This window comes from Streptomyces sp. WAC 06738 (genome assembly GCF_003945505.1).
Lineage (GTDB): Bacteria > Actinomycetota > Actinomycetes > Streptomycetales > Streptomycetaceae > Streptomyces.
In genome coordinates this window covers 6,662,909-6,685,097 of record NZ_CP029618.1, presented here as the reverse complement: position 1 = coordinate 6,685,097, position 22,189 = coordinate 6,662,909, and the positions used below count along the sequence as shown (strand labels likewise).

The 22,189-nt window shown below is 72.0% G+C and carries 17 protein-coding genes; 4 read left to right on the top strand and 13 right to left on the bottom strand.

Annotated elements, in window-relative coordinates:
• Positions 1–31: 31 nt before the first annotated feature.
• The 9 genes from DMB38_RS29210 to DMB38_RS29165 all read right to left on the bottom strand — a co-directional run bounded on the left by DMB38_RS29210 (position 32) and on the right by DMB38_RS29165 (position 11,673).
• The gene (locus DMB38_RS29210) at positions 32–1,186 is read right to left on the bottom strand and encodes an abortive phage infection protein (RefSeq protein ID WP_125937653.1); all 1,155 of its coding nucleotides are present in this window, start codon (positions 1,184–1,186) and stop codon (positions 32–34) included.
• A 318-nt stretch (positions 1,187–1,504) separates the two neighbouring features.
• Positions 1,505–2,269 (bottom strand): GNAT family N-acetyltransferase, encoded by a 765-nt coding sequence (locus tag DMB38_RS29200; protein WP_125939351.1) that lies wholly within the window; start codon positions 2,267–2,269, stop codon positions 1,505–1,507.
• A 127-nt stretch (positions 2,270–2,396) separates the two neighbouring features.
• Complete coding sequence (locus DMB38_RS29195) at positions 2,397–3,608, bottom strand: acyltransferase (RefSeq protein ID WP_125937652.1); 1,212 nt, start codon at positions 3,606–3,608, stop codon at positions 2,397–2,399.
• A 139-nt stretch (positions 3,609–3,747) separates the two neighbouring features.
• The gene (locus tag DMB38_RS29190; RefSeq protein WP_125937651.1) at positions 3,748–3,939 is read right to left on the bottom strand and encodes a DUF397 domain-containing protein; all 192 of its coding nucleotides are present in this window, start codon (positions 3,937–3,939) and stop codon (positions 3,748–3,750) included.
• Positions 3,936–4,784 (bottom strand): helix-turn-helix transcriptional regulator, encoded by an 849-nt coding sequence (locus DMB38_RS29185; protein WP_125937650.1) that lies wholly within the window; start codon positions 4,782–4,784, stop codon positions 3,936–3,938. Before DMB38_RS29185 ends, DMB38_RS29190 begins: the two co-directional genes overlap by 4 nt.
• Positions 4,785–4,918: 134 nt before the next feature.
• Positions 4,919–5,941: an alpha/beta hydrolase family protein gene (locus DMB38_RS29180; protein ID WP_125937649.1), complete on the bottom strand. Its 1,023-nt coding sequence runs from the start codon at positions 5,939–5,941 to the stop codon at positions 4,919–4,921.
• A gap of 74 nt (positions 5,942–6,015) precedes the next feature.
• The gene (locus tag DMB38_RS29175; protein WP_125937648.1) at positions 6,016–7,659 is read right to left on the bottom strand and encodes a phosphodiester glycosidase family protein; all 1,644 of its coding nucleotides are present in this window, start codon (positions 7,657–7,659) and stop codon (positions 6,016–6,018) included.
• A gap of 145 nt (positions 7,660–7,804) precedes the next feature.
• Entirely contained in the window at positions 7,805–10,207 is a 2,403-nt protein-coding gene (locus DMB38_RS29170; RefSeq protein ID WP_125937647.1) for a family 43 glycosylhydrolase, read from the bottom strand.
• The gene (locus DMB38_RS29165) at positions 10,204–11,673 is read right to left on the bottom strand and encodes a sulfatase-like hydrolase/transferase (protein WP_125937646.1); all 1,470 of its coding nucleotides are present in this window, start codon (positions 11,671–11,673) and stop codon (positions 10,204–10,206) included. The genes DMB38_RS29170 and DMB38_RS29165 overlap by 4 nt, the downstream gene beginning before the upstream one ends.
• Positions 11,674–11,799: 126 nt before the next feature.
• Here DMB38_RS29165 and DMB38_RS29160 point away from each other — a divergent pair, with 126 nt between their 5' ends.
• Positions 11,800–12,753, top strand: coding sequence for a zinc ribbon domain-containing protein (locus DMB38_RS29160; RefSeq protein ID WP_240662523.1), 954 nt, complete (start codon positions 11,800–11,802; stop codon positions 12,751–12,753).
• Between the two features lie 103 nt (positions 12,754–12,856).
• On the opposite strand, the gene DMB38_RS29155 is transcribed toward DMB38_RS29160, so the two are convergent.
• The 4 genes from DMB38_RS29155 to DMB38_RS29140 form a co-directional block, all read right to left on the bottom strand.
• A complete protein-coding gene (locus DMB38_RS29155) occupies positions 12,857–13,858 on the bottom strand; it encodes an aliphatic sulfonate ABC transporter substrate-binding protein (protein ID WP_125937645.1) in 1,002 nt (333 codons plus the stop codon).
• 61 nt (positions 13,859–13,919) lie between these two features.
• Positions 13,920–14,699 (bottom strand): ABC transporter ATP-binding protein, encoded by a 780-nt coding sequence (locus tag DMB38_RS29150; protein ID WP_125937644.1) that lies wholly within the window; start codon positions 14,697–14,699, stop codon positions 13,920–13,922.
• A complete protein-coding gene (locus tag DMB38_RS29145) occupies positions 14,696–15,508 on the bottom strand; it encodes an ABC transporter permease (RefSeq protein WP_125937643.1) in 813 nt (270 codons plus the stop codon). The genes DMB38_RS29150 and DMB38_RS29145 overlap by 4 nt, the downstream gene beginning before the upstream one ends.
• Before the next feature lie 16 nt (positions 15,509–15,524).
• Positions 15,525–16,727, bottom strand: coding sequence for an ROK family protein (locus tag DMB38_RS29140; protein ID WP_047018595.1), 1,203 nt, complete (start codon positions 16,725–16,727; stop codon positions 15,525–15,527).
• Between the two features lie 269 nt (positions 16,728–16,996).
• Between DMB38_RS29140 and DMB38_RS29135 the strand changes: the two genes are divergently transcribed.
• The 3 genes from DMB38_RS29135 (at position 16,997) to katG (ending at position 22,132) form a co-directional block, all read left to right on the top strand.
• A complete protein-coding gene (locus DMB38_RS29135; RefSeq protein WP_125937642.1) occupies positions 16,997–18,349 on the top strand; it encodes a family 43 glycosylhydrolase in 1,353 nt (450 codons plus the stop codon).
• Between the two features lie 111 nt (positions 18,350–18,460).
• Positions 18,461–19,546 (top strand): magnesium and cobalt transport protein CorA, encoded by a 1,086-nt coding sequence (locus DMB38_RS29130; protein WP_125939349.1) that lies wholly within the window; start codon positions 18,461–18,463, stop codon positions 19,544–19,546.
• A gap of 354 nt (positions 19,547–19,900) precedes the next feature.
• The gene (gene katG, locus DMB38_RS29125) at positions 19,901–22,132 is read left to right on the top strand and encodes a catalase/peroxidase HPI (protein WP_125937641.1); all 2,232 of its coding nucleotides are present in this window, start codon (positions 19,901–19,903) and stop codon (positions 22,130–22,132) included.
• Positions 22,133–22,189 lie beyond the last annotated feature (57 nt).

The following is a 22,189-nucleotide window of genomic DNA, read 5'->3' as shown; positions in this document are numbered from 1 at the left end:
CGGGGAGGGCACCCGGGCGCGATGGCGGCCGCTACCGCCGGGCGGCGCGGGCGTAGCGGGAGGCGAGCGCGTGGTACGCCTCCTTGGGCTCCCAGTGCCAGGGCGACTCCGGGTCGCCGGGCGTGTCCTGGACCGGCTTGACGATGGCGTAGCTGACGGTGTCGAGGTCGTGCACCGGGTCGTCCGGCCAGTGCCAGGACCCGGGGGTGAGGAACTCGAAGGCGTGCGCCGAGTGGAGCTGCATCGACTCGATGACGTCGTAGACGTCGGTGAGGTACGCGGCCTGCGTGCGCTCGCTGCGCACCAGCGGCTCGGTCAGCTCCGGCGGCGTCTTCTCGTAGTCGACCTTGGCCCACCCCATGCCGCCGTCCGCGGGGGCGCCCTCGTACGTGCAGCAGCCGAACTCGGAGATCGACAGCGGCTTCCCGAAGCGCAGGTACGCGCGCAGGTCGCGGCGGTAGCCGGCGGGGCGCGGGTGGTAGCCGTAGTAGTCGATGCCGACGATGTCGAAGAGGCCCCAGTCGACCTCGTCGTCCTGGGCGGCGGCGTAGCTGAGTTCGCCGCCGAAGACGGACCGGCCGACGGCCGCGGCGCGGGCGGTGAACTCGTCGAGCTTGCGCTGCATCTCGACCGGGTCGAAGGTGCCGTTCTGGATGTTCTCGATCCGCTCGAAGACGTCCGCGCCGGGCACGATGCCGGGCACGAAGAGCCAGAACTCGCACCCGACGCTCAGCTCGACCCCGGCGCCCTGGCGGCGCAACCCCTCGGCGTGCCGGCCGACTTCGGCGAGGTGGTCGAGGATCTCGCGCGGCGGCCGGTCGCCGAGGGTGGGTTCGGCACGTACGTACAGGCCGCGCTCGGCGGCCTCCTCGGCGGTGGCGGTCAGCCGGGCCACGCCGTCGCCGGTGACCTTCACGGCGTTGGCGTGCAGCCCGTCGCGGATGGCGCGGATGTCGCGCCGCATCCGGGCGGCGCTCCACCGGGTGGCGGGCGTCTCCCCGGCGCCGATGGTGTAGCAGACGCTGCGGTACCGCACCCCGCCCTTGCCCCCGGCGGCACGGCCCGCGGCGCCACCGGCCGCCCGCGCCGGCTCCGCGGCACCGCCGCTGTTCGCGGCGGCCACCGACCCGATCGCGGCGGCGGCCCCGAGCCCCGCCGCCCCGGCCAGGAACCGCTTCCGGCTCAACCCTCGTGCCCGCACTCCCCGTCCCTGCATGTACGCCTCCCGTGGCAGCCGCCATCACCGCGGCCCGGCGACCTGCCCGGCCGGGCCTTTCCCGCACATTAACAGAGTGCATGCTCTAGTAATGGCGCATCGGGCAGGGCAGCGCGGCGGCTCGCCGCAGTTCGAACCCGCGCCGGAGGGAAACCGCGCCGTGGCCAAGAGATACGGCAAGCTCGCGGGCCGCTACGAGGCCACCGTCCTCGTAGCGGCCATCAATGAGTGGCTGTGGACCGGCTCGTGGAGGGATGACGAACGGCGAGCCCGTGGAGTCTTGGCGGTTCAGGCGTTGATGGCATGTTCGACGAACTGGCCGCAGGCGCGGAACCCCAGGCGGCGGTAGACGGGCTCGCCGTCGGTCGACGCTTGCAGGACCGCGATGCGGTGGTCTCGCCCGCAGGCCGCGCGGAGGGCCGCGAGCGTGATGGCTCCGCCGTAGCCGCGCCGGCGGTGGGCGGCCAGGGTGGAGATGTTGTAGATGCCGGCGACTCCCGCGTGGTGGAACACCTCGGCGGAGCAGACCGGACGGTTCTCCACGTAGCCCACCAGGTACCGGGCCGGGCAGGTCGCGGCCAGTGCCTGCGGAGCGGCCCGGCCGAAGAAGTCGCGGACGGTTTCTGCGGGTGGATTCCAGTTCGCGGCGAGGACCGTGGCGTAGTCGGCGAGCTGTTCGGGCGTGGTCACCGTCCGGATGTCCAGATCCGGCACGGCGGGAAGCGGCAGGGTGTCGTCCAGGTCTGCCCACATCGCCGTCTCGCGTTCGGACACCGGCAGACCGGCCGCCGCCAGGCGGGCAGTGAGGTCCGCCGGTGTCGAGGCAGGACCCACCCACCAGGAGAAACTGCGGCCGGTGTCGACCAGCCTCCCGGCGGTCTCGGCGATGCGGGCCGTAGCGTCGGCGGCGGTGAAGCGGGCCGCGGCGACGATGTTGAACGTGTCGTCGTCCAGGCCGCTGTCCGCGACCAGGAGGTCTCCGGTCTCTGCGACTGTCGCACCGGACATACTCCGGTGGAGATGACAGGCGTGTTCCGCCAGGTTCCGCTCCATCCTGTCCGTCAAGTCAGCTTCGTCCGGAGAATAGTTATTCATAACGTCGATCCCAGCACGACCGAGCGAAGACGGCATGTCATTTCAGGCAGTGCCACGCCGACGACCGGCACCTTCGATACCCGGTCTAGGGCCGCATCCCGAAGAGGAAGCGGGTCGCCCGCGTGCGGCGGACGAGCAGTTCGTACGCGGTGAGGGTGAGGAGGAGGGCGATCACCACGAGCACGGCGTACTCGACCGGGATCGGCGCGGACCAGCCGGTCACGAAGTAGGCGACGGCGACCACGATCGGCTGGTGCAGGACGTACAGCGGCAACACGGCCGCGGAGAGATAGCCGTAGAGGCGCAGACGCCTCGCCGCCGGGGTCGGCTTCGGCGCCGCACCCGGTTGCGCCGGCCGCCGACGGTCGAGGCGGCCCGGGATGGCGACCACCAGGCACCATCCGGCCGCACCGAACAGCGCCCGCGAGACGGTGGCCAGGGCGGTCATCTCCGTGAAGGGCTCGTCGGCCAGGGCGAAGCCGGGGCCGGAAGCCGCGAACAGCAGGGCGCCGAGCCAGGCTGCGGGCCGGGCGTCGCGCCGCATCACGGTGCGGAAGCGGTCGTCGGCGGCGAGCGCGAAGCCGGCAACGAAGAACAGCAGGTACGACCAGCGGTGCCAGCCCGCGTAGTCCTCTTCCATCCGCCCGAAGGCACAGATCGCCGCGAAGGCGAGGGCCGGCAGGAACACGGTGCCCCGCCGGTACACGGTCGCCTCCGCCACCCGGTCGCCGATGCATCGGACGCCCTCGCGCGGCAGCCACCGGTGAAAGGGCACCAGCATGAGGGAGAACGCCAGGAGCAGCACGACGAACCAGAGATGGCCGGTCTCGAAGTGCTCGCCCTGGACGAGGAAGGGGAACTCTTCTGGCTCCAGGTGCACGTCGTAGAAGCGGGGCAGGAAGCCGAGGTACGACTCGTGGTAGCCGGGGTCGGCCGAGCGCAGCCGCAGCCACTGCGGCAGCGGGTTCAGCGCGAGGGTCGCGAAGACCAGCGGAACACCGAGCCGCAGCAGCCGCTCGGTGGCGAAGCCGCCGGCGCCGCGGCGCTGAAGCGAGTGCCAGGCACCGAGGCCGGAGATGAGGAACAGCAGCGGCATGGCCCAGACGACCGCGAACCCGGCGATGACCATGATGGCTTCTGTGGTCTCGGCGTTCTTGACGTAGAAGTCGTCGTCGGCGGCGAAGACGAGCGCCGAGTGGAAGAAGACCAGCCCGATCACGACCAGCATCCGGATCGCGTCCAGCTCCGGCCGCCGCTCCGGCAGCGGTGCCCGCGCCGGTTCCGCGCGCGTCGCCATGTCTGTGCCCCCCGTCGCCCGTACGCCACCAGTGTGGGAAGGGCGACCCCCCGGCACCACCCCCGCAACGAACTCCGCTCACCTCGTTGCGCGGTGCAAGCCCGTGCGGCCGGGTGCGGCCGCACGGGCGGGGGGTGCTTCAGAGTTCGACGGCCTTGGCGAAGGCGACGAAGTCGGCCCAGGCCGCGGGGGTCACAGAGAGCTGGCCGCCCTCCCGGTCCTTCGTGTCGCGGACGAGGACAGCCTGCGGAGTCACGGCGACCTCGATGCAGTTGTCGCCCTCGGTTCCGCTGTAGCTGCTCTTGAACCACTCCGGTCCGATCCTGCTCATAGGTCTCCTCGCATCTGCTGCAACAAGTCCACCGTAGCTTCGTGGCTGAGTGCCTGGGAACTGAGCTTCCGGTAGCGCTGCTGGAGCATACCCACATCGGCCAGGTCGCTGATCAGATTGCTCGACCGCTGCCCCTCGGAGTAGCCAAGCCACTTGTGGTCGACGGTTTCGGCGAGGTAGAGAGAGCCGTCTCCCCCGGCGTGGTTCTCCATGCGACGCGGCATCACCTGGATCTCGACGTTGCGGCGTTCGCCCGCACCGAGGAGGTGGTCGAGCAGGACGCGGGTGACCTCGACCCCGCCCACATGCCTCTCCAGCAGGGCCTGTTCCAGGATGAAGCCGAAGTACGTGTTCGGACGCTCATCGAGGACGACCTGCCGCTCCAGCCTTGCCGCGACTTGCCGTTCGATCTGCTCCTCGGTCATCGGCGGCAGTCCGGTACCGAACAGCGCGCGGGCGTACGCCTCGGGCTGCAACAGCCCGGGAATCGTGCGGCACTCGTACGCGTACAGCGTCAGCGCCTCCTTCTCGATCACCGCCCAGTGCCTGAACCGCGACGCCAGGCCCGCCTTCCTCGTCAGGCTCAGGCGCGTCTCCCTCAGCAGCCTCGCCGCCAGCGGGCCCAGCACCTCCTCCGCCAGCTTGTCCAGGTCCCTCGGCGGGAACCGGCCGCCCCGCTCGATCTTGGAGATGTGTTCCACCGAGTACCCCAGGCCGTCGGCCAGCGCCTCCTGCGTCAGCCCCGCCTCGTCCCGGAGCACCTTCAGCATCGCCCCGAAGGTCTTGAGATTGTCCGCTGCCTCCGACTCGCCCCCGTACAGGCTGACGTTGCCGACTTTCCCCATGTCCGGCCACCTCTCATGTGTCACTGCCGGAACTCCGGCACCGCCATGATTACGGACCGTGACTACTCCAGTCCAGTGAGTAACCCGCCCAGCCGACGGCTGGGCGGGTCCTGTACGGGTTCCTCAGCGCACCGTCAGCGCACCTTCAGCGCGTCCAGCAGCATCGGCAGCGAGGCGTGCAACTCCCGCTCCCAGTACGCCCAGCGGTGGGTGCCGGGACCGTAGAGGTTGGTGATCACCTTTTTCGCGCCGACCCGCTTCAGCTCGTCGGCCAGCGCCTGGTTCTGCCTGTTGAAGTCCGCCTCCAGGGCGTCCCTCGCGCCGGGCGGGTCCAGCGGGCCCGCCGTGCCGTCGCCGCAGGAGAGGTAGACCGGCGTCGACTTCAGCTTCTTCGCCAGGTAGTACGGATCGTGGGCCTGCCAGATGGCGCGCTGGTCGACCGGGTCGCCCCAGACGCGGCGCGGGTCGTCGCCCTGGCCGGCGAAGAAGCCCATGATGCGGCCCACCGACTCGTCGTTGAGCAGCGGGTGCGCGGCGCCGGAGTAGGCGGCGGCGGCGCGGAACATGCCGCGGTGGCGGGCCGCGTACATCAGCGCGCCCTGGCCGCCCATCGACAGGCCCGCGACCACCCGGTTGCTGCTTGCCCCCCAGTCGCTCTCCAGCAGGCGGCGCAGTTCGTCGGTGTGGAAGGTCTCCCATGCCGGGTCGCCGCCCGCGCCGAAGTTCCACCAGTCGCTGTACCAGCCGTTCCAGCCGGCCTCGGGCATGACGACGAGGACGTTCCGCAGGTCGTCCGTGTCCTCGACGTCGGTCGCCGACGTCCACGACGTGTAGTCACCGCAGCAGCCGTGCAGCAGCCACAGGGTGGGCCAGTTCCGGCCGGGCTCCTTGGCGTTCCAGCCGTCGGGGGTCAGCAGGCGTACGGGGACGGTGCGGCCACCGAGGGCGGGGGACCGTACCGACAGGTCCACCAGGCGCTCGCCGACCTGTTCGACGCCGACGACCTCGGCGTCACCCCGGGGCCCGCCCTGCGCGGCGGCTCCCGCGGGGGCTTCCGGGGCGGCCGCGGCCAGCGACGGGGCGGCGGGGACGAGGGTGAGGAGGAGGGCGGTGAGGATCAGTAGCAAGCGGTTTCTCACGGTCTGAACTGCTGTCATGGCGGCTCCCGTTGGTGGTGTGGGTCGCTGGACGTGCGTGTTCGGACGTGCGTGTTCCCGGCGCAGGAACGTCGTCAGCGCCGCTGCGGCAGGATCAGCAGCGCGTCGCCGACCGGCCGCTCCCCCGCCGCGTCGGACGGGTCGTTGATCACCTCGCCGCCGACGGCCATCGTGGTCGAGCCGCCGCCGTCGAGGTTCACGGCGTCGCGGAGCCCCAGCGCGCGGGCGACGTCGGCGCTTTCGGGGATGCTGAGGCCGAGGGAGTCCGTGGCGCGGCCGTCCGCGGTGACGAGGACGGTGCGGCCCGCGGCGTCGACACCGGCGAGGGTGCGTGGGTTCCGCTTGTGCATCCAGCCGTAATAGAAGCTCGGGTTCCCCGGCTGGACCATGCCGTCCGCGGCGGGCGTGACGTGCGTGCGGCCGTCGCGGACGAGTTCGGGACCGCCGTTGACAACGGCGGTGCCCGGCGTGGTGGCCAGCGGACGGCCGCGGTCGTCGTGCAGCCCGTGGCGTACGCGCAGTAGCTCTCCGGGGCGGGCGAGGGCGGCCAGTTCGTCGGCGTGCGCGCCCGTGGCCTGGACGGAGGTGCCGCCGGCCGGCAGCGGGCCGCCGCGCGGGGAGCGCACCTCGACGACCCGGCCGCGGGCGTCGAGCACGGCCTCGGTGCCGTCGCCCGCGGGGGTGCGGGCCCCGTACTCCCCGGTGAAGGCGACGACTTCGTCGTCGTCGGTGCAGGTCACGTCGTGCCGCGGAAGGGAGGTCGGGGTGTCGTCGGCGGTGCCGCCGCAGTTGCGGATGAGGCCCGGTACGCGGTCGATACCGTCCAGCGGCAGCGCGCCGCCGCGGGCGGTGACGCTGCCCTGCCAGCCGAGCCGGGTGACGCCCGTGTCCCGGGCCGACTCGCGCAGCACCAGCGCGGGCCGGGTGCCGACGGACTCGCTGAGCACGCGGCCGTCGTAGACGCCGGCGCCCGCGGGGTCGCCGGGGGCGCCGGCCTTCGGGTCGAGGACGAAGAACCCGGCGTTCACCCCGGCGGTCGCGCCCGCGGCGGCGGCGAGTTCGCTGGTCTTCTCGCGGTTCTCCAGGTCGGGACCGTACGAGGCGGTGAGCCCGCCGCGGAAGGTGCGCGGGTCGACGGTGAGCACGTCGACCCGCCAGGTGCCGCGGACGCCGGGGTCGCCGTCCCAGCCGGTGTACGCGGCGGAGCCGGTATAGCCGGCGGCGACCAGCCGGGCCCGTTCGGCGTTCGCGGCGGCCTGCCCGTCGAACGAGCCGACGCGGACCCGCCAGCCGAGGGTGCCCCCGGCGAAGTCGGCGAGCGCGGGCGTCGTGACCTCCTCGGCGCGGGCGGCGAAGCCGGCGCCGGTGAGCTTCGCGGCCAGCTCCTCGGCGCTGGCCCGGTCCCGCAGGGCGGCGGGCGGCGCGTCGGGGTCGGGCGAGCCTTCGCCGCCGGGGATGGACACCTCGACGGTCCACGGGAGTTGCGGGCTGCCGGCGCCGCGCACGATGCGGGTGAGGGTGACGCCGGGCTGCAGCGTCTCGGTGGTCCTGGTCTCGGTGAGGCCGGGGTCGCCCAGCGGCAGGGGCTTCGCCGCCGCCGGGGAGGCCGGGGCGGAGGGCACGGACGACGCCGGCACCGAAGCGGACGCCGGGGGCATCGCGGCGGCGGAGGCGAGGAGCGCCAGGACCGTGCCCGCGCCGAGCAGTTTGCTGTTCACGAGGACCTCTCCGAGGTGACGTACGGGGGACGCACGAGGCGGCCCCGCCGGCACCAGGAGTGCCGGCGGGGCCGGTGGACCAGCCTCAGCAACGGTGAGCGCGGCCGGGCCGATCGTCAAGACGTCGGAACCGATCAGGCTGCGATCACCGGCTCCGGTGGGTGCGTACGTAGTCGAACTTCGCGACCGCTCCTTCCTTGTTCATCGACACCAGCCCGATCTGCAGCCGCTCGTCCCCGGGCAGCGTCCACACGCCGTTGTGCACCCAGGTGCGGCCGTCGCGGCTGGTGGCCGCGCGCACCTCGTGCTCGCCGTTCTCCGCGTCGTGGTGGTACGACAGCCGCAGCCACATGGTGTCCGCGGTGGGGCCGCCGAACATGGGCGCGTTGGCGACGGGCGTCGGCGGCGAGGTGGTGGGGCGGCCGCCTTCCTTGCCGAACTCGCTGACGTCGAGGACCGTGCCGCCGCCGCGGTTGAGCGGCAGCGCGGAGTGGGTCATCTTGAAGTACTTGTCGTCGTCGGCGTAAAGGAGCAGTCCCGCCTGCTGGTTGGGCTGGGCAGGGTCGAAGTCGAGCTTCGCCGTCACCGTGTAGTCGCCTTCGGGGGCGTCCCGCAGCAGTACGGAGGCGGTGTTGTTGTTCAGGTGCAGCTCGCCGTTCTGCGTGGGCCAGACCAGTTCGCCGCCGTCCGCGGTCACGCCGGGCGCCGGGCCGCGCAGCCACCGCCACGGGGAGCCGGGCTCGGTGCCGGGCACGGCGGCGGTGTCGAACTCGTCGCCGTAGCCGGGCAGGAGGCGGCCCGTGGCCGGCTCGGGTACGCGCTTGGTGACCGGTTCGTGGAGCCGGGCCGCGCCGACGTTGTCGGCCGCCGCGCCGCCGCCGCGGGCCGCGGTGCCGACCGCGCCCGTCCTGACGGCCGCCCCGGGCAGCTTGCGCTCCTGGGCGGCGACGGCGTCGCGCAGCCGGTCGCCGCTCACCTCGACGCTCATGCGGCCGCCGCGGATCTCGGCGGTGACGTTGTGCCAGGAGTCCCAGTCGTAGGAGGCGGGCAGCGGCGTCACCTGCTCGCCGCGGCTGCGGCCGTCCACGACGACGTCGGTGACCAGGGCGCCGCGTGCGCGGTCGAGCCAGACGGTGGTGTGGTTGCGCGGGTCGCGGTAGGCGACGGTGAGGCCCGCGGCGCCGTCGGACGAGGTCACCCGCAGGTCGGCCTCGGCGCGCAGGTCCCGCGGCGCGGACCGGTCGGTGACGAGGAACGCCTCGCGGTCGCCGCCCCCGTGGGTCGCGTACGGGCCGGAGTCGGCGTCGTCCGCGACCGACCAGCCGCCGGTGCCGGCGCCCTCGGCGCGCCAGCCGTCGAGGGAACCGCTGGCGAAGGTGCCGCCGGCGTCCCAGTCGGTGACGGGGGCGCGCTGCGGGCCCTCGGAGGGCCCGGCGCCGGCGCGGACGACGGGCCAGCCGCCGATCCAGTCGAGCCGGTCCATGAGCATCGGGCGCCGGGTGAGCTGGCGGTCGGGCAGTTGGGGGAAGCGGTCGAGGTCGGGGTCGTCGGCGGGGATGCCGTGGTAGACGAGCCAGTCCTGGCCGGCGAGGTCGGTGGTGAGCCCGTTGTGCCCGGGGCCGATCCAGCGGTTGCCGTTGGCGCCGAGGACGATGGCGCCCTTGCTGGTCGGCGCCATCAGGTCGACGCCCTCGTCGTCGCGGAACGGTCCTGTGGGGCTGGTGGAGCGGCCCGCCTTGACCTGGTAGCCGCTGTACGCGCCGTCGCAGCAGCCGGCGTCGGAGTAGAAGAGGTAGTAGTGGTCGTCGCGGCGGACGACGAACGCGCCTTCCATGCGCCGGCCCTGGGCGACCTTCGTCACCTCGCCGGTGATGCGGGTCCGGTCGGCGTTCATCTCGGCGACGCAGAGGATGTCGTAACTGCCCCAGTACAGATACGTCTTGCCGTCGCGGTCGGTGAACTGCGCCTGGTCGATGCCGCCGGTGGGGCAGCCGCTGGGCGCGGGCAGTACGGGGCCGGTGTCCGTCCACGGTCCGGTCGGGGTGGGCGCGGTGGCGCCGCCGACGGTGTCGCGTCCCGGGACGGAGTAGTAGAGGGTGTAGTGGCCGTCGTTGTAGCGGATGTCGGGGGCCCACAGCCGGGAGCCGCGGTGCCACTCGGGCTGGGTCCCGGGGGTGAAGACCTCGCCCGCGTACTCCCAGTTCGCCAGGTCCTTCGACCGCAGGATCGGCAGCATCCGCTCGCCCTGCTCGCCGCCGGTCTGGAAGACGGGGTTCTGGGTTCCGTAGGAGTACCAGTAGCCGTCCTTGCCGCGGATCGTCACCGGGTCGGGGAAGGTGTCGACGACGCCGTCGGTGACCGGGTTGGTGTACGTCCCGGGGGCGCTCTTCTCCGAAGCCGAAGCCGAAGCCGAAGCAGGCGCCGACGCCGGGGCCTGGGCCCGGCCCGGCTCCGGGGCCGGGTCCGCGGCCGTCGCGGACGACAGCGGCAGCAGCCCTGCGAGGAGCGCGCACAGCAGCAGCGCGGTCCGTGTCCACGTCCGTCTCATGCGGTGGTTCCTTCCGGTTCGAATGCGCTGAGGGTCGGGTCGTAGTCGAGGGCGCCGACGTCGTACATCGGCGTCATCCAGTGGTAGAAGTTGTCGCCGCGCTCGCGCAGCAGGTCGTACAGCCGGCGCAGCAGCCGGCGGCGTACGGGGAGCATCTCGGGGTGCGCGTAGCGGTTGGTCAGCTCGTGCGGGTCGGCGTGCAGGTCGTACAGCTCGTTGACGGACTCGGGGTTGACGACGAGCTTGTAGCGCTCGTCGCGGATCATGCGCTGCGGGTACGGGAAGTGGTGGCCGTGGAACTCGGCGAGCAGTTCCGCGGGCCACTCGGGGTGCTCGCCACGGACCAGCGGCAGCAGGCTGCGGCTGTCGACGGCGGGCGCGGTGTCGCATCCTGCGAGGTCCAGGATGGTGGCGGTGCAGTCGGTGAGGGTCACGAACTCGTCCCTCACCTGCGGCGGGGCACCGGGGACGCGGACGATGCCGGGGATGCGGTAGATGTCCTCGTACATCGCCGGGCCCTTGTCGTGGAGCCGGTGGGCGCCGGTGAACTCGCCGTGGTCGGCGGTGAAGAAGACGGCGGTGCCGTCGGTGAGGCCGAGTTCGTCGAGGCGGGCGAGGATGCGGCCGATCTGGCGGTCGATGAGGGTGACGTAGCCCCAATAGACGGCGATCAGCTTGCGGGTGACGTCGAGGGGGAGGGTGTCGAAGGTCCAGTGCGCGCTGTAGTTGCGCTGGACCGCCGGCTTGCCCTCGAAGGTCTCGGCGATGGACGGCGGCAGCTCGACCAGATCCGGGTCGTACATGTCGTAATACTCGTCGGGCAGCAGGTAGGGCAGGTGCGGGCCGAAGAAGTGGGTGGCGAGGAAGAAGGGGCGGCCGGTGGCCGCGAAGGCGTCCAGGTGCTCGATGGCGCGGGTGGCCAGGTAGTGCTCGAAGGTGGCCTCGGCCGGCTGGTGGAGGCGGGCCGCGAGCAGGTTGCCCGGGTTGCCGTTGGGGGTGGTGCCGCGGATCGGCTCGGAGATCCGGTACGGCGGCAGCCCCCGCTCGTCGAGGTAGGCGAGGTAGTCGGGGTGGTCGACGGGGTTGTGCCAGCCGGGCAGGTCGGGTCCTTCGAAGCCGTAGGAGGCGGCGTTGCGGTGGGTGCCGCCGTGCCACTTGCCGATGAGCCCGAGCTGGTAGTCGCGGGCGGCGAGCGCGCCGGGGAAGGTGAACGCGTCGTCCCGCAGGTCCTCCAGATAGCCGACGTTGCGTTCGTAGTTGGCGAGCAGCCGGTGGCGGAACGGCGCCTGTCCCGTGAGCAGGCTGGCGCGGGCGGGGGTGCAGATGGCGGTAGGGGTGTAGCACCTCTCGAACCGGGTGCCGGTGGCGGCGAGCCGGTCGAGGTGGGGGGTGGCGACGTGCGGGTTGCCGTAACAGCCCAGGGTGTCGACGCGGTGCTGGTCGGTCATGAAGAACAGCAGGTTCACTCTTGCCCTTTCGAGGAAGCCCCAGCGTTCGGATCCTGAGAAATCGAAACCTGATCCTGGCGTCGGGGGCGGCGCAGCGTCATCTGCGTGGGAGGCGTTGTCAGTGGTCGCCGGTAGGTTGCTTGCATGAGGCTGGTGGTGCAGGTCAGGTTGCTGCCGACGCCCAAGGAGGCGTCGGCACTGCAGCGGACGCTGCACGCCTGCAATGCCGCGGCGAACCGGGCCTCGGCAGTGGCGTACTCGACGGGCAAGCGGTCGCGTAACGATCTGCAGAAGGAGGTGTACGCCGAGCTGAAAGCAGACTTCGGTTTGGCTGCGCAGGCCGCCGTCAGATCGGTGAAGAAGACCGTGGATGCCTACACCACCCTCAGGGTCAACGTGCGGGCGGGAAACCTCGGCCCGCCGGGTTCGCAGCGCAGAGTCAGGGCCGAGTCGAAGCCGATCGTGTTCCGCCCGGACGCGGCGCAGCCCTACGACGACCGGATCCTGTCCTGGCAGCACGACGCCCGCACGGTCAGTATCTGGACCACCGACGGGCGCCTGAAGGGCGTGTGTTACGTCGGGCATCCGGAGCAGGTGGCGCTGCTGGCGAAGTACCGCAAGGGCGAGAGCGATCTCGTGCACCGTGCCGGAAAGTGGCTGCTCCTCGCCGTATGTGAGGTGCCCGAGCCCACGGTGGCGGAGCCGAGTGGCTGGATCGGCGTGGACCGGGGCGTCGCACAACGCACCGGACGCGGTATCGCCGTCGAGGACCTCGGCGGAATCCGCGAACGGGTACGGCCTTCCCGCGACCAGCGGGCCGCGCTTTCCTCCTGGCCGTTCCGACAGCTCGGTAAGCACCTGGCATACAAATGCCGCCGGGCCGGTGTGGCGTTCCTCGAAGTCGACGCCCGCCATGCCTCGCAGCGCTGCCCGCGCTGCGGCCACACCGAGCGCGGCAACCGGCCGGCCCGGGATCGTTTTCGCTGTCGTCGGTGCGGGCTCGCTGGTCCGGCCGATCACGTCGCCGGGGTCAACGTGCGTGAGCGCGCACGCCTGGCGTGGGGCTTCGTCAACAGTCCCGCACTGCAAGAGACCTAGCACCTCCTCTCCTGTGGTGGATGCGACCCGTGGCCGTCCTGTCGTAGGGGACAGCCGGGAGCGCGAATCGGTGTGAAGACCCCGGGCCATCAAGCCCGACCCTTCAGGACCGAGAAGCTGACTTGGTGGATGCCTTCGTGTAGAGGTCGCCGAGGTAGTACTCCGCCGGGTCGGGGGCCTCGTCGAGCTGGCCGGTGCCGACGAAGAACTCGGCGAGGTCGTTCAGCCAGCCGCCGACCGTGCCGTCCTCGGTCTTGGCGACGAGGTCCTTGGTGGCCAGGAGTTCCTGGTTGGCGGCGTCGGCCTTCACCTTCTCCTCGTCGAGCTTGAGCATCGCGGCGGTGTCGGCGACGGACTCCTCGGGGTTCTCGAAGCGCCAGTCGTTGGCCTTCTGGAGCACGCCGACGACCTTGGTGGTGAGCTCGGGGTCGACGCCGGTGCCGGCGACGAAGGCGTTGGGGAAGTAGCCGTTCTCGAAGTCGCGGGTGCTGGCGACCTCTTCGAGGTCGGGGACCTTGGCCTTGATCTCGTCGATCATCGGGTACCAGAGGCCGGCGCCGTCGATCTGGCCGGAGGAGAACGCGGAGACGATCGTCGCGGGGTCCATCGGCACCTTCTCGACGTCGTCGATGGACATCCCCTCCTCCTGGAGGGCGAGGTTGAGTGCCATGTCGCCGGAGGTGCCCTCGGGGACGCCGACCTTCTTGCCCTTGAGGCCGGCCAGGGAGCCGATGCCGGGCTGGGCGATGACGCGGTCGGCGTAGCCGAGGGTGTTGACGGCGATGACGTCGGCCTTGCCGGAGGCGGGCAGCCACATCGCGCCGGGGCCGATGTAGCCGAAGTCGAGGTCGCCGGCGCCGAGGGCCTGGATCTGGATGGGGCCGTTGTTGAAGACGGAGACCTCGGCGTCGAGTCCGGCCTCCTTCCACAGGCCCTGCTTCTCGGCGATCGCCAGCAGGCTGGCGCCGTTGTAGTCGTTGATGTAGCCGAAGCGGACGGTGTTGCCGTCACCGCCGCCGCCGCTGTCGTCGGAGCAGGCGGCGACCGGGAGTGATATGAGCGCTACGGTGAGTGAGAGGGCGAGGGTACGACGGGTCGCACGCATGGCGGAGTGGTCCTTTCGGGTGTGCTGAAGTCCTGTGCGGTGTACGGGCGTCGGGGTGCGGTCAGGCGGCGGCCGGGGCGGTGCCCTGGTGGTAGACGGAGTGCCAGACCTCGTTGCGTATCCGGCCGAACTCGGGCGAGAGCCGGATCTCCTCGGTACGGGGGTAGGGCAGGGCGACGTCGACGATCCGGTGGATGCGCCCGGGGCGGGCGGCCATCACCACCACCCGGCTGGCCAGGTAGACCGCCTCGTCGACGTCGTGGGTGATGAACATGACGGTGCGCTTGTCCTGGCTCCAGGTGTCGAGGAGCTGGTCCTGCAACTGCACCCGGGTCAGCGCGTCCAGCGCCCCGAACGGCTCGTCCATGAGCAGCACCTGCGGGTTGACCGCGTACGCGCGGGCGATGGCGCAGCGCTGCTTCATGCCGCCGGAGAGGGTCTTGGGCAGCGCGTCGGCGAAGTCGGTGAGGCCGACCAGCTCGATGGCGCTGTCGGCGCGCTTCCTGCGCTCGTCCGCCGCGAGACCGGCGAGCTTCAGCCCGAACTCGACGTTCCGCCGCACCGTCAGCCAGGGGAAGAGGGCGTACTGCTGGAAGATCACGCCGCGGCCGGGCCCGGGACCGGTGACGGGGCTGCCGTCGACCAGCACGGAGCCCGAGGTGGGTTCCGCGAGCCCGGCGGCCATGTTGAGCAGGGTGCTCTTGCCGCAGCCCGAGGGGCCGACGACGGTGACGAACTCGCGGTCGGCGATGTCCAGGGACACCCCGTCGAGGGCGGTGAAGTCGGTGCCCTTCATCGGGAAGGTCTTCACGACGTCCCGGAAGGAGATTTTCTCGGTCATCGGCGCTCCTGCCAGCCGGTGAGACGCCGTTCGGCGAGCAGCAGCAGCCGGTCCATGACCAGGCCGAGCACGCCGATGGTGATGAGTCCCACGAAGATGGTGTCGAGGTCGTAGTAGGTCTGGGCGTGCTGCATGCGGAAGCCCAGGCCCTCCTGGGCGGCGATCAGCTCCGCGGCCACCACGGTGGCCCAGGCGGCGCCGAGGCCGATGCGCATGCCGACGAGGATGAACGGGGTCGACGCCGGGATCACGACCTTCAGGAAGATCACGCGGTCGGAGGCGCCGAGGACCCGGGCGGCGTTGATGAGCGTGCGGTCCACGTCGACCACGCCCTGGAAGGCGGCGACGACGCACGACAGGAACGCCGCCAGGAAGATGACGAAGACCTTCGGCGTCTCGCCGATGCCCATGAGCACGATCGCCAGCGGGATGAGCGCCAGCGGCGGGATGGTGCGGAAGAACTGGACGTACGGCTCCAGCAGGCCGCGGGCCGTGGGGTACCAGCCCATGAGGAAGCCGACGGGGATCGCCAGCGCGGTGCCGAGCGCGAAGCCGGTGAAGACGCGGCGGAGGCTGGCGAGCAGGTCGTCGGCGAGGGTGCCGTCGGCGATGAGGTCGCCGGCCTTCTGCGCCACGGCGAGCGGTCCCGGCAGGCTCTCGACGTTGAGCGCGGCCAGCACCGCCCAGAGGACGACGCCCGCGGCGAGGGCGATGACGTTCAGTACGAGGGAGCGGACCCGGCCGCGCCGCTCGCTGCGGCGCGTACGTGGCCGGGCGGCCCGCTTGCGGGGTGTGGTGATCACGGCCATACGTACCTCGTTCGTCTCACGCGTCGTCCTGGGGACCGGCGTCTGCGGGGTAGTGGGAGAGCAGGGGGGATTCGTGCAGCACCAGCGCGATGGCGCCGAGCGCGCCGCCGGTGGCGCCGAGGGTCGCGGGGCGCAGCACCACGCGGTCGCGGGAGGCGGGCATGATGTGGGCGCCGAGCGCCTTCTCGATGGGGCCGGTGAGCGCCTCGCCGGCGCGGGCGAGTTCGCCGCCGATGACGATGACGCCCGGGCCTATGGCGTTGCAGACGGCGGCGAGCACGGTGCCGATGTGGGCGCCGGCGACGGCCAGGACGGCGCGGGCCGCGGGGTCGCCCGCGGAGAGCGCGGCGGTGAAGGCGGCGAGGTCGCCGGCCTGGCCGCCGGCGGCGCGGTAGGCGTCGAGTACGGCGCCGACGGAGGCGACGGTCTCCAGACAGCCGGCGCCGCCGCACTCGCAGGGCGCGCCGGCCGGTACGGCGGTGACGTGGCCGAGTTCGCCGGAGAGCCCGAAGGCGCCGCGGTGCAGGGAGCCGCCGACGATGAGGCCGCCGCCGACGCCGTGCGAGACGCGCAGGTAGAGCACGTCGGCGTCGTCGGCGGCGGCGCCCCAGGTGGCTTCGGCGAGCGCGGCGAGGCGGGTGTTGTTGTCCAGGAGTACGGGCACGCCGAAGCTCTTGCGCAGCAGGTCCGACAGTACGTCGAGGCGGCGGCCGCCGGCGGTGAGGTCGCCGGGGGCGCCGATGGGGCCGACGACGCCGACGCCGATGGCGTCGAGCGCGCCGAGGCGCAGCACGCCGCCGGTGAGGGTGCCGACGAGCCGTTCCGCGAGCCGTACGCGCTCCTCCCATGAGAGATCGGGGGCGTGCTGTTCGCTGGCGGAACCGACGATCTCGTGGGCGACGTTGACGGCGGCGACGTGGACGGCGCGGCGGGCGAAGTCGATGCCGAGGGCCTGTCCGGCGTCGGGGTTGAGGGAGAGCTTCTCCACGGGCCGGCCGCGCCGCCGCTCCTCGGCCAGCGGCACGGCGGCGACGACGGCGCCGCTGGCGATGAGGTCGCCGACGATGTCGTAGAGCGTGGTGCGGGAGAGCCCGCAGCGGGTCCCGAGTTCGCCGCGGCTGAGGGGGCCGTGCTTGCGCAGCAGGGAGAGCACGAGCTCTTCGTGCTCGCGGCGGAGGCGGGAGAGGGGGCCTGCGGAGGGGTGCATGGCCGACAGCATGGGGACGCCCCGAGTTTTTCGTCAACAGGTCGGAAAAAAGAAACACACGGCCGCAAGACTCCCGTCACAAAACTCCGTTACCGCTGCTGCACGATGGATCTTGCGTGACCTGCGGCGATGCTCCGGGGCGCGGACCGGGCGGCGCTCGCGGCCCGACCGGATTATTTTTCCGACCTGTTGACGAAAATCTGGGGGCGTTCGCATGCTGTGCGCCAGGACAGGTCCCGGGGCCGCCGGCGCGCGCGGCACGACGAGGAGGACGAGAGAAGATGACCCACTCAGCGAGCGGTTCGTCCATCGGCCGGCGGTCCCTGCTGGCCGGCGCCGGCTCCGTGGGAGCGGCGGCGGCGCTGGCGCCCGTGCCCGCGTCCGCGGCACCTTCCCCTGACGCCGCCCCGGCCGGGGGCGGCGGCAACGCCTCGGGGAACTGGCCGGACCCCGAGCCGTACGGGCTCGCCGACACCCGCGCCGACCTGTGGCCGCGCGACGACAACTCCTTCGTGCTGCCGCTGGAGTTGCGCCCCCGCGACGAGGAGCGCGGCGTGGTGTGGATGCGCGACACGTACGTCAACTGCTTCTCGGTGGACGGCCGTCCGCTGTACGTCGCGACCGGCACCACCCGCGTCCCGGGGCTGACGACCGCGAGCCCGTGGAACGACGGGATCTTCGTCTGGACGGCCCGCTCCCTGCGCGGCCCCTGGAAGCTGGCGGACACCACCGGCATCCGGCCGGACGCGGAGAAGGGCAAGGTGTGGTCGCCGGAGTTCGCCGGGGAGAACCGGCCGGGCCGCACCGTCGTCGCGCCGTGGCAGGAGTACTGGCACGACGACATGTTCGGCAAGCGCGCCAACGCCTGGGCGCCGGAGGTGCACTACGTCGACGGCCGCTGGTACATCGTGGCGTGCATGGGCGACCACTCGCGTCTGGTCGGCTCGTTCATGCTGGTGAGCGAGGGCGGGGTGGAGGGCCCGTACCGGCTGGTCGAGGGGAATCTCGACAAGCCCTTCGGCGACCCGGTCAAGGGCGGCCCGTCGTTCATCGAGCCCGGCGCGTACCACCACATCGACGGCAGCCTCTACAGCGAGGGCGGCGACACCTGGCTGGTCCTCCACAACGACCTGTACGCGAAGTTCCGCGACGACATGGAGGACATCGTCCCGGCGACGGACCTGCCGCGCTTCGAGCAGCAGCGCTACTCCCCCGAGCCGTACCTGGAGGGCGCGTACGTCTTCAGGCACCGCGGGAAGTACTTCCTGCTGCACGCCGCGTGGAACCGGGCCTCGCTCGACGCGTACGGCAGCACGCGGCACGCGTACGAGCCGGGCGGCGCCGGCCGCGTGCAGTACCAGTACGACGCGGTGGTGGCCGTCGCCGACCGCTTCGAGGGCCCGTACTCCCGGCGCTGGACCGCGGGCGTGGGCGCCGGGCACAACAACTTCTTCGCCGACGCGGACGGCCGGCTGTGGGCGACGTTCTTCCGCAACCCCAACTTCGGCTACTGGGCCGACCCCGCCCGCATCGACGACGCCGCCGTCCCCGGCGTCGTGCGCCTGGAGTGGACCGGCGGCCCCGACGGGCGCATCTACGTACAGCGCCGCCGGGGGCGCACAGCCGCCGACTGACCGCGCTCCCCCGCTCCCCTCGCGGCCCGCGGATGATCGCCGCAAGGCGCCCGGCGCGCGGCGGACCGGTGGCAGACTGGCACCGGTCCGCCGAAGGAGCCCGCAGTGTCGATGATCAAGAGCCTCCGCCACGTGGTGCGCAGGACACCCCGGCGCACCGTGGACCTGAGCCACCACGCCCGCTCGCCGCTCGGCAGCGCGGTGGTGAACTGCGTGTCGTACCTGGACGGCGCGCGCCTCCAGCAGGGGAACTGCCCGGCCGCCGAGGCGCTGCGGCAGGTGCGCAGGCGCGGGCACGGCTTCGTCTGGATCGGGCTGCACGAGCCGCGGCAGGAGGAGTTCGCCGGGCTCGCGGACCTGTTCGGGCTCCATCCGCTGGCGGTGGAGGACGCGGTGCACGCGCACCAGCGGCCGAAGGTCGAGCAGTACGACGACACGCTCTTCGCCGTCTTCAAGACCGTGCGCTACGTGGAGCACGCGGAGCTCACCGCGACCAGCGAGGTCGTCGACACCGGCGAGCTGATGGTCTTCGCGGGCCCCGACTTCGTGATCACCATCAGGCACGGGCCGCACGGCTCCCTCGGCCCGCTGCGCGAGGCGCTGGAGGCGGCGCCCGAGCAGCTCGCGCAGGGCCCGGCGGCGGTGCTGCACGCGATAGCCGACCACGTCGTCGACGACTATCTCGCGGTGACCGACGCGGTGCAGCGCGACATCGACGACGTGGAGACCGCCGTCTTCAGCGAGCACGCCCGCAGCGGCGACGCGGGCCGGATCTACCAGCTCAAGCGCGAGCTGCTGGAGCTGCGCCGGGCCGTCGCCCCGCTGGACCGGCCGCTGCAGCGCCTCGCCACCCGTCCCATGCCGCACATCGCGCCGGGGATCCGGGCCTACTTCCGGGACGTGGCCGACCACCTGCAGCGGATCACCGACCAGATCACGTCGTACGACGCGCTGCTGGACTCCATCCTCCAGGCGCATCTGGCGCAGGTGACCGTGGCGCAGAACGAGGACATGCGAAAGATCACGGCATGGGCGGCGATCATCGCGATCCCGACCATGGTGTGCGGGGTGTACGGGATGAACTTCGACCACATGCCCGGGCTGGAGTCGGTCTACGGGTATCCGGCGACGCTGCTGGTCATCGCGGTGGCGTGCTACGTGGTGCACCGGGGGTTCCGGCGCAACGGCTGGCTCTGAGGCCCCGTGGCACAGCCCGGGGACAGGTGTCCGGACCCGGCGGGCGGGCGCCACTCCGATCCGTTACTAAATTGGCGTCCTTCTTGACTTAGAATCTGTCCACCGTAGGATCGGAGTCGGCGACAGCCACAGGAAACAGGAAGAACTCGTACGGCAGGAACGAAGACTCCGACATGCGCGTACGCCGCCGTTTCGAACCGCACGGCTGCCCGGAGCCCGGTTCGAGGGTCGCGTCCAGGTGTAAACCGGCGACACCGCACGGTTCACGCCCGGCTGCCCCGGCGCTTCCGTACTTCCTCCGCCCCGCGGCCCCCGAGCACCGCACCCTCAACCGCATGGTCCGGAAGGATTTTCATGGCCGACAAGCCTGAAGCACACGTCACCGACACCCACCCGGAGGGGGCGGCAGGCTGCCCCGTCGCGCACGGCCGCGCCCCGCACCCGACCCAGGGCGGCGGCAACCGCCAGTGGTGGCCCGAGCGCCTCAACGTGAAGATCCTCGCCAAGAACCAGCCCGCCTCCAACCCCCTCGGCGAGGACTTCGACTACGCCGAGGCGTTCCGCAGCCTGGACCTGGCCGCGGTGAAGCGGGACATCGCCGAGGCGCTGACGACCTCGCAGGACTGGTGGCCGGCCGACTTCGGCAACTACGGCCCGCTGATCATCCGGATGGCCTGGCACAGCGCCGGTACGTACCGCATCCACGACGGCCGCGGCGGCGCCGGCTCCGGCCAGCAGCGCTTCGCCCCGCTGAACAGCTGGCCGGACAACGGCAACCTCGACAAGGCCCGCCGGCTGCTGTGGCCCGTCAAGCAAAAGTACGGCCAGAGCCTGTCCTGGGCCGACCTCATGATCCTCTCCGGCAACGTCGCGCTGGAGTCGATGGGCTTCACCACCTTCGGCTTCGCCGGCGGCCGTGCGGACGTCTGGGAGGCCGAGGAGGACGTCTACTGGGGCCCCGAGACCGAGTGGCTCGGCGACAACCGCTACAGCGGCGACCGCGAGCTGGAGAACCCGCTCGGCGCCGTGCAGATGGGCCTCATCTACGTCAACCCCGAGGGCCCCAACGGCAACCCCGACCCGATCGCCGCCGCCCGCGACATCCGCGAGACCTTCCGCCGGATGGCGATGAACGACGAGGAGACCGTCGCCCTCATCGCCGGCGGCCACACCTTCGGCAAGACCCACGGCAACGGCCCCGCCGACGCCGTGGGCCCCGCCCCCGAGGGCGCCCCGATCGAGGCCATGGGCCTGGGGTGGATCAGCACCCACGCCAGCGGCAAGGGCGGCGACGCGATCACCAGCGGCCTTGAGGTCACCTGGACCGGCACCCCCACCACCTGGGACAACAGCTTCTTCGAGATCCTCTTCGGCTACGAGTGGGAGCTCTTCAAGAGCCCCGCGGGCGCCCACCAGTGGCGGCCGAAGGACGGCGCCGGCGCGGGCACCGTGCCCGACGCCCACGACCCCGCCAAGCGGCACGAGCCGAGGATGCTGACGACCGACCTGTCGCTGCGCTTCGACCCGTCGTACGAGCAGATCTCGCGGCGCTTCAAGGACAACCCCGCGGAGTTCGCGGACGCCTTCGCCCGCGCCTGGTTCAAGCTCACCCACCGCGACATGGGCCCGAAGGTGCGCTACCTCGGCCCGGAGGTGCCGGCCGAGGACCTGATCTGGCAGGACCCGCTGCCGGAGGTCACGCACGAGCTGGTCGACGCGGCGGACGTCGCGGCGCTCAAGGCCAAGGTGCTGGAGTCCGGGCTGTCGGTCTCCGAGCTGGTCTCCACGGCGTGGGCCTCGGCGTCGACGTTCCGCGCCAGCGACAAGCGCGGCGGCGCCAACGGCGCCCGCGTCCGGCTGCAGCCGCAGATCGGCTGGGAGGTCAACGAGCCGGACCGGCTGGCGCGGGTGCTGCGCACGCTGGAGGGCGTGCAGGAGGAGTTCAACGCGGCGCAGTCCGGCGGCAAGCGGATCTCGCTCGCCGACCTGATCGTCCTCGCCGGCGCCGCGGGCGTCGAGAAGGCGGCCAGGGACGGCGGCATCGAGGTCCAGGTCCCGTTCGCGCCGGGCCGTGCCGACGCCACCGAGGAGCAGACGGACACCGAGTCCTTCGCCGCGCTGGAGCCGGCCGCGGACGGCTTCCGCAACTACCTGGGCAAGGAGACCCGGCTGCCGGCCGAGTACCTGCTGCTCGACCGCGCCAACCTCCTCAGCCTCACCGCCCCGGAGATGACCGTCCTCGTCGGCGGCCTGCGCGTGCTGGGCGCCAACTACCAGCAGTCCGCGCAGGGCGTGTTCACCGACACCCCGGGCACGCTGACGAACGACTTCTTCGTCAACCTGCTCGACCTGGACACCACGTGGACGTCCGCCAACGGCGACGGCCAGCTCTTCGAGGGCAGCGACCCGGCCACCGGCGAGGTCAAGTGGACGGGGACGCGCGCGGACCTCGTGTTCGGCTCGAACTCGGAGCTGCGCGCGGTGGCGGAGGTGTACGCGAGCGACGACGCGAAGGAGAAGTTCGTGCACGACTTCGTCGCGGCGTGGGACAAGGTCATGACCCTGGACCGCTTCGACCTGGACTGATCCCGGTCCGAACCCCGTCCGACCCGCTGTGCCGGCCCCTCCCGCTTGCGGGAGGGG

What these genes read in the sequence shown, in the direction of transcription:
- DMB38_RS29200 (WP_125939351.1), bottom strand. Translation starts at nt 2,269, where the DNA reads ATGGAGCGGAACCTGGCGGAACACGCCTGTCATCTCCACCGGAGTATG.
- DMB38_RS29195 (WP_125937652.1), bottom strand. Translation starts at nt 3,608, where the DNA reads ATGGCGACGCGCGCGGAACCGGCGCGGGCACCGCTGCCGGAGCGGCGG.
- DMB38_RS29190 (WP_125937651.1), bottom strand. Translation starts at nt 3,939, where the DNA reads ATGAGCAGGATCGGACCGGAGTGGTTCAAGAGCAGCTACAGCGGAACC.
- DMB38_RS29185 (WP_125937650.1), bottom strand. Translation starts at nt 4,784, where the DNA reads ATGGGGAAAGTCGGCAACGTCAGCCTGTACGGGGGCGAGTCGGAGGCA.
- DMB38_RS29180 (WP_125937649.1), bottom strand. Translation starts at nt 5,941, where the DNA reads ATGACAGCAGTTCAGACCGTGAGAAACCGCTTGCTACTGATCCTCACC.
- DMB38_RS29170 (WP_125937647.1), bottom strand. Translation starts at nt 10,207, where the DNA reads ATGAGACGGACGTGGACACGGACCGCGCTGCTGCTGTGCGCGCTCCTC.
- DMB38_RS29160 (WP_240662523.1), top strand. Translation starts at nt 11,800, where the DNA reads ATGAGGCTGGTGGTGCAGGTCAGGTTGCTGCCGACGCCCAAGGAGGCG.
- DMB38_RS29155 (WP_125937645.1), bottom strand. Translation starts at nt 13,858, where the DNA reads ATGCGTGCGACCCGTCGTACCCTCGCCCTCTCACTCACCGTAGCGCTC.
- DMB38_RS29150 (WP_125937644.1), bottom strand. Translation starts at nt 14,699, where the DNA reads ATGACCGAGAAAATCTCCTTCCGGGACGTCGTGAAGACCTTCCCGATG.
- DMB38_RS29145 (WP_125937643.1), bottom strand. Translation starts at nt 15,508, where the DNA reads ATGGCCGTGATCACCACACCCCGCAAGCGGGCCGCCCGGCCACGTACG.
- DMB38_RS29140 (WP_047018595.1), bottom strand. Translation starts at nt 16,727, where the DNA reads ATGCTGTCGGCCATGCACCCCTCCGCAGGCCCCCTCTCCCGCCTCCGC.
- DMB38_RS29135 (WP_125937642.1), top strand. Translation starts at nt 16,997, where the DNA reads ATGACCCACTCAGCGAGCGGTTCGTCCATCGGCCGGCGGTCCCTGCTG.
- DMB38_RS29130 (WP_125939349.1), top strand. Translation starts at nt 18,461, where the DNA reads ATGATCAAGAGCCTCCGCCACGTGGTGCGCAGGACACCCCGGCGCACC.
- katG (WP_125937641.1), top strand. Translation starts at nt 19,901, where the DNA reads ATGGCCGACAAGCCTGAAGCACACGTCACCGACACCCACCCGGAGGGG.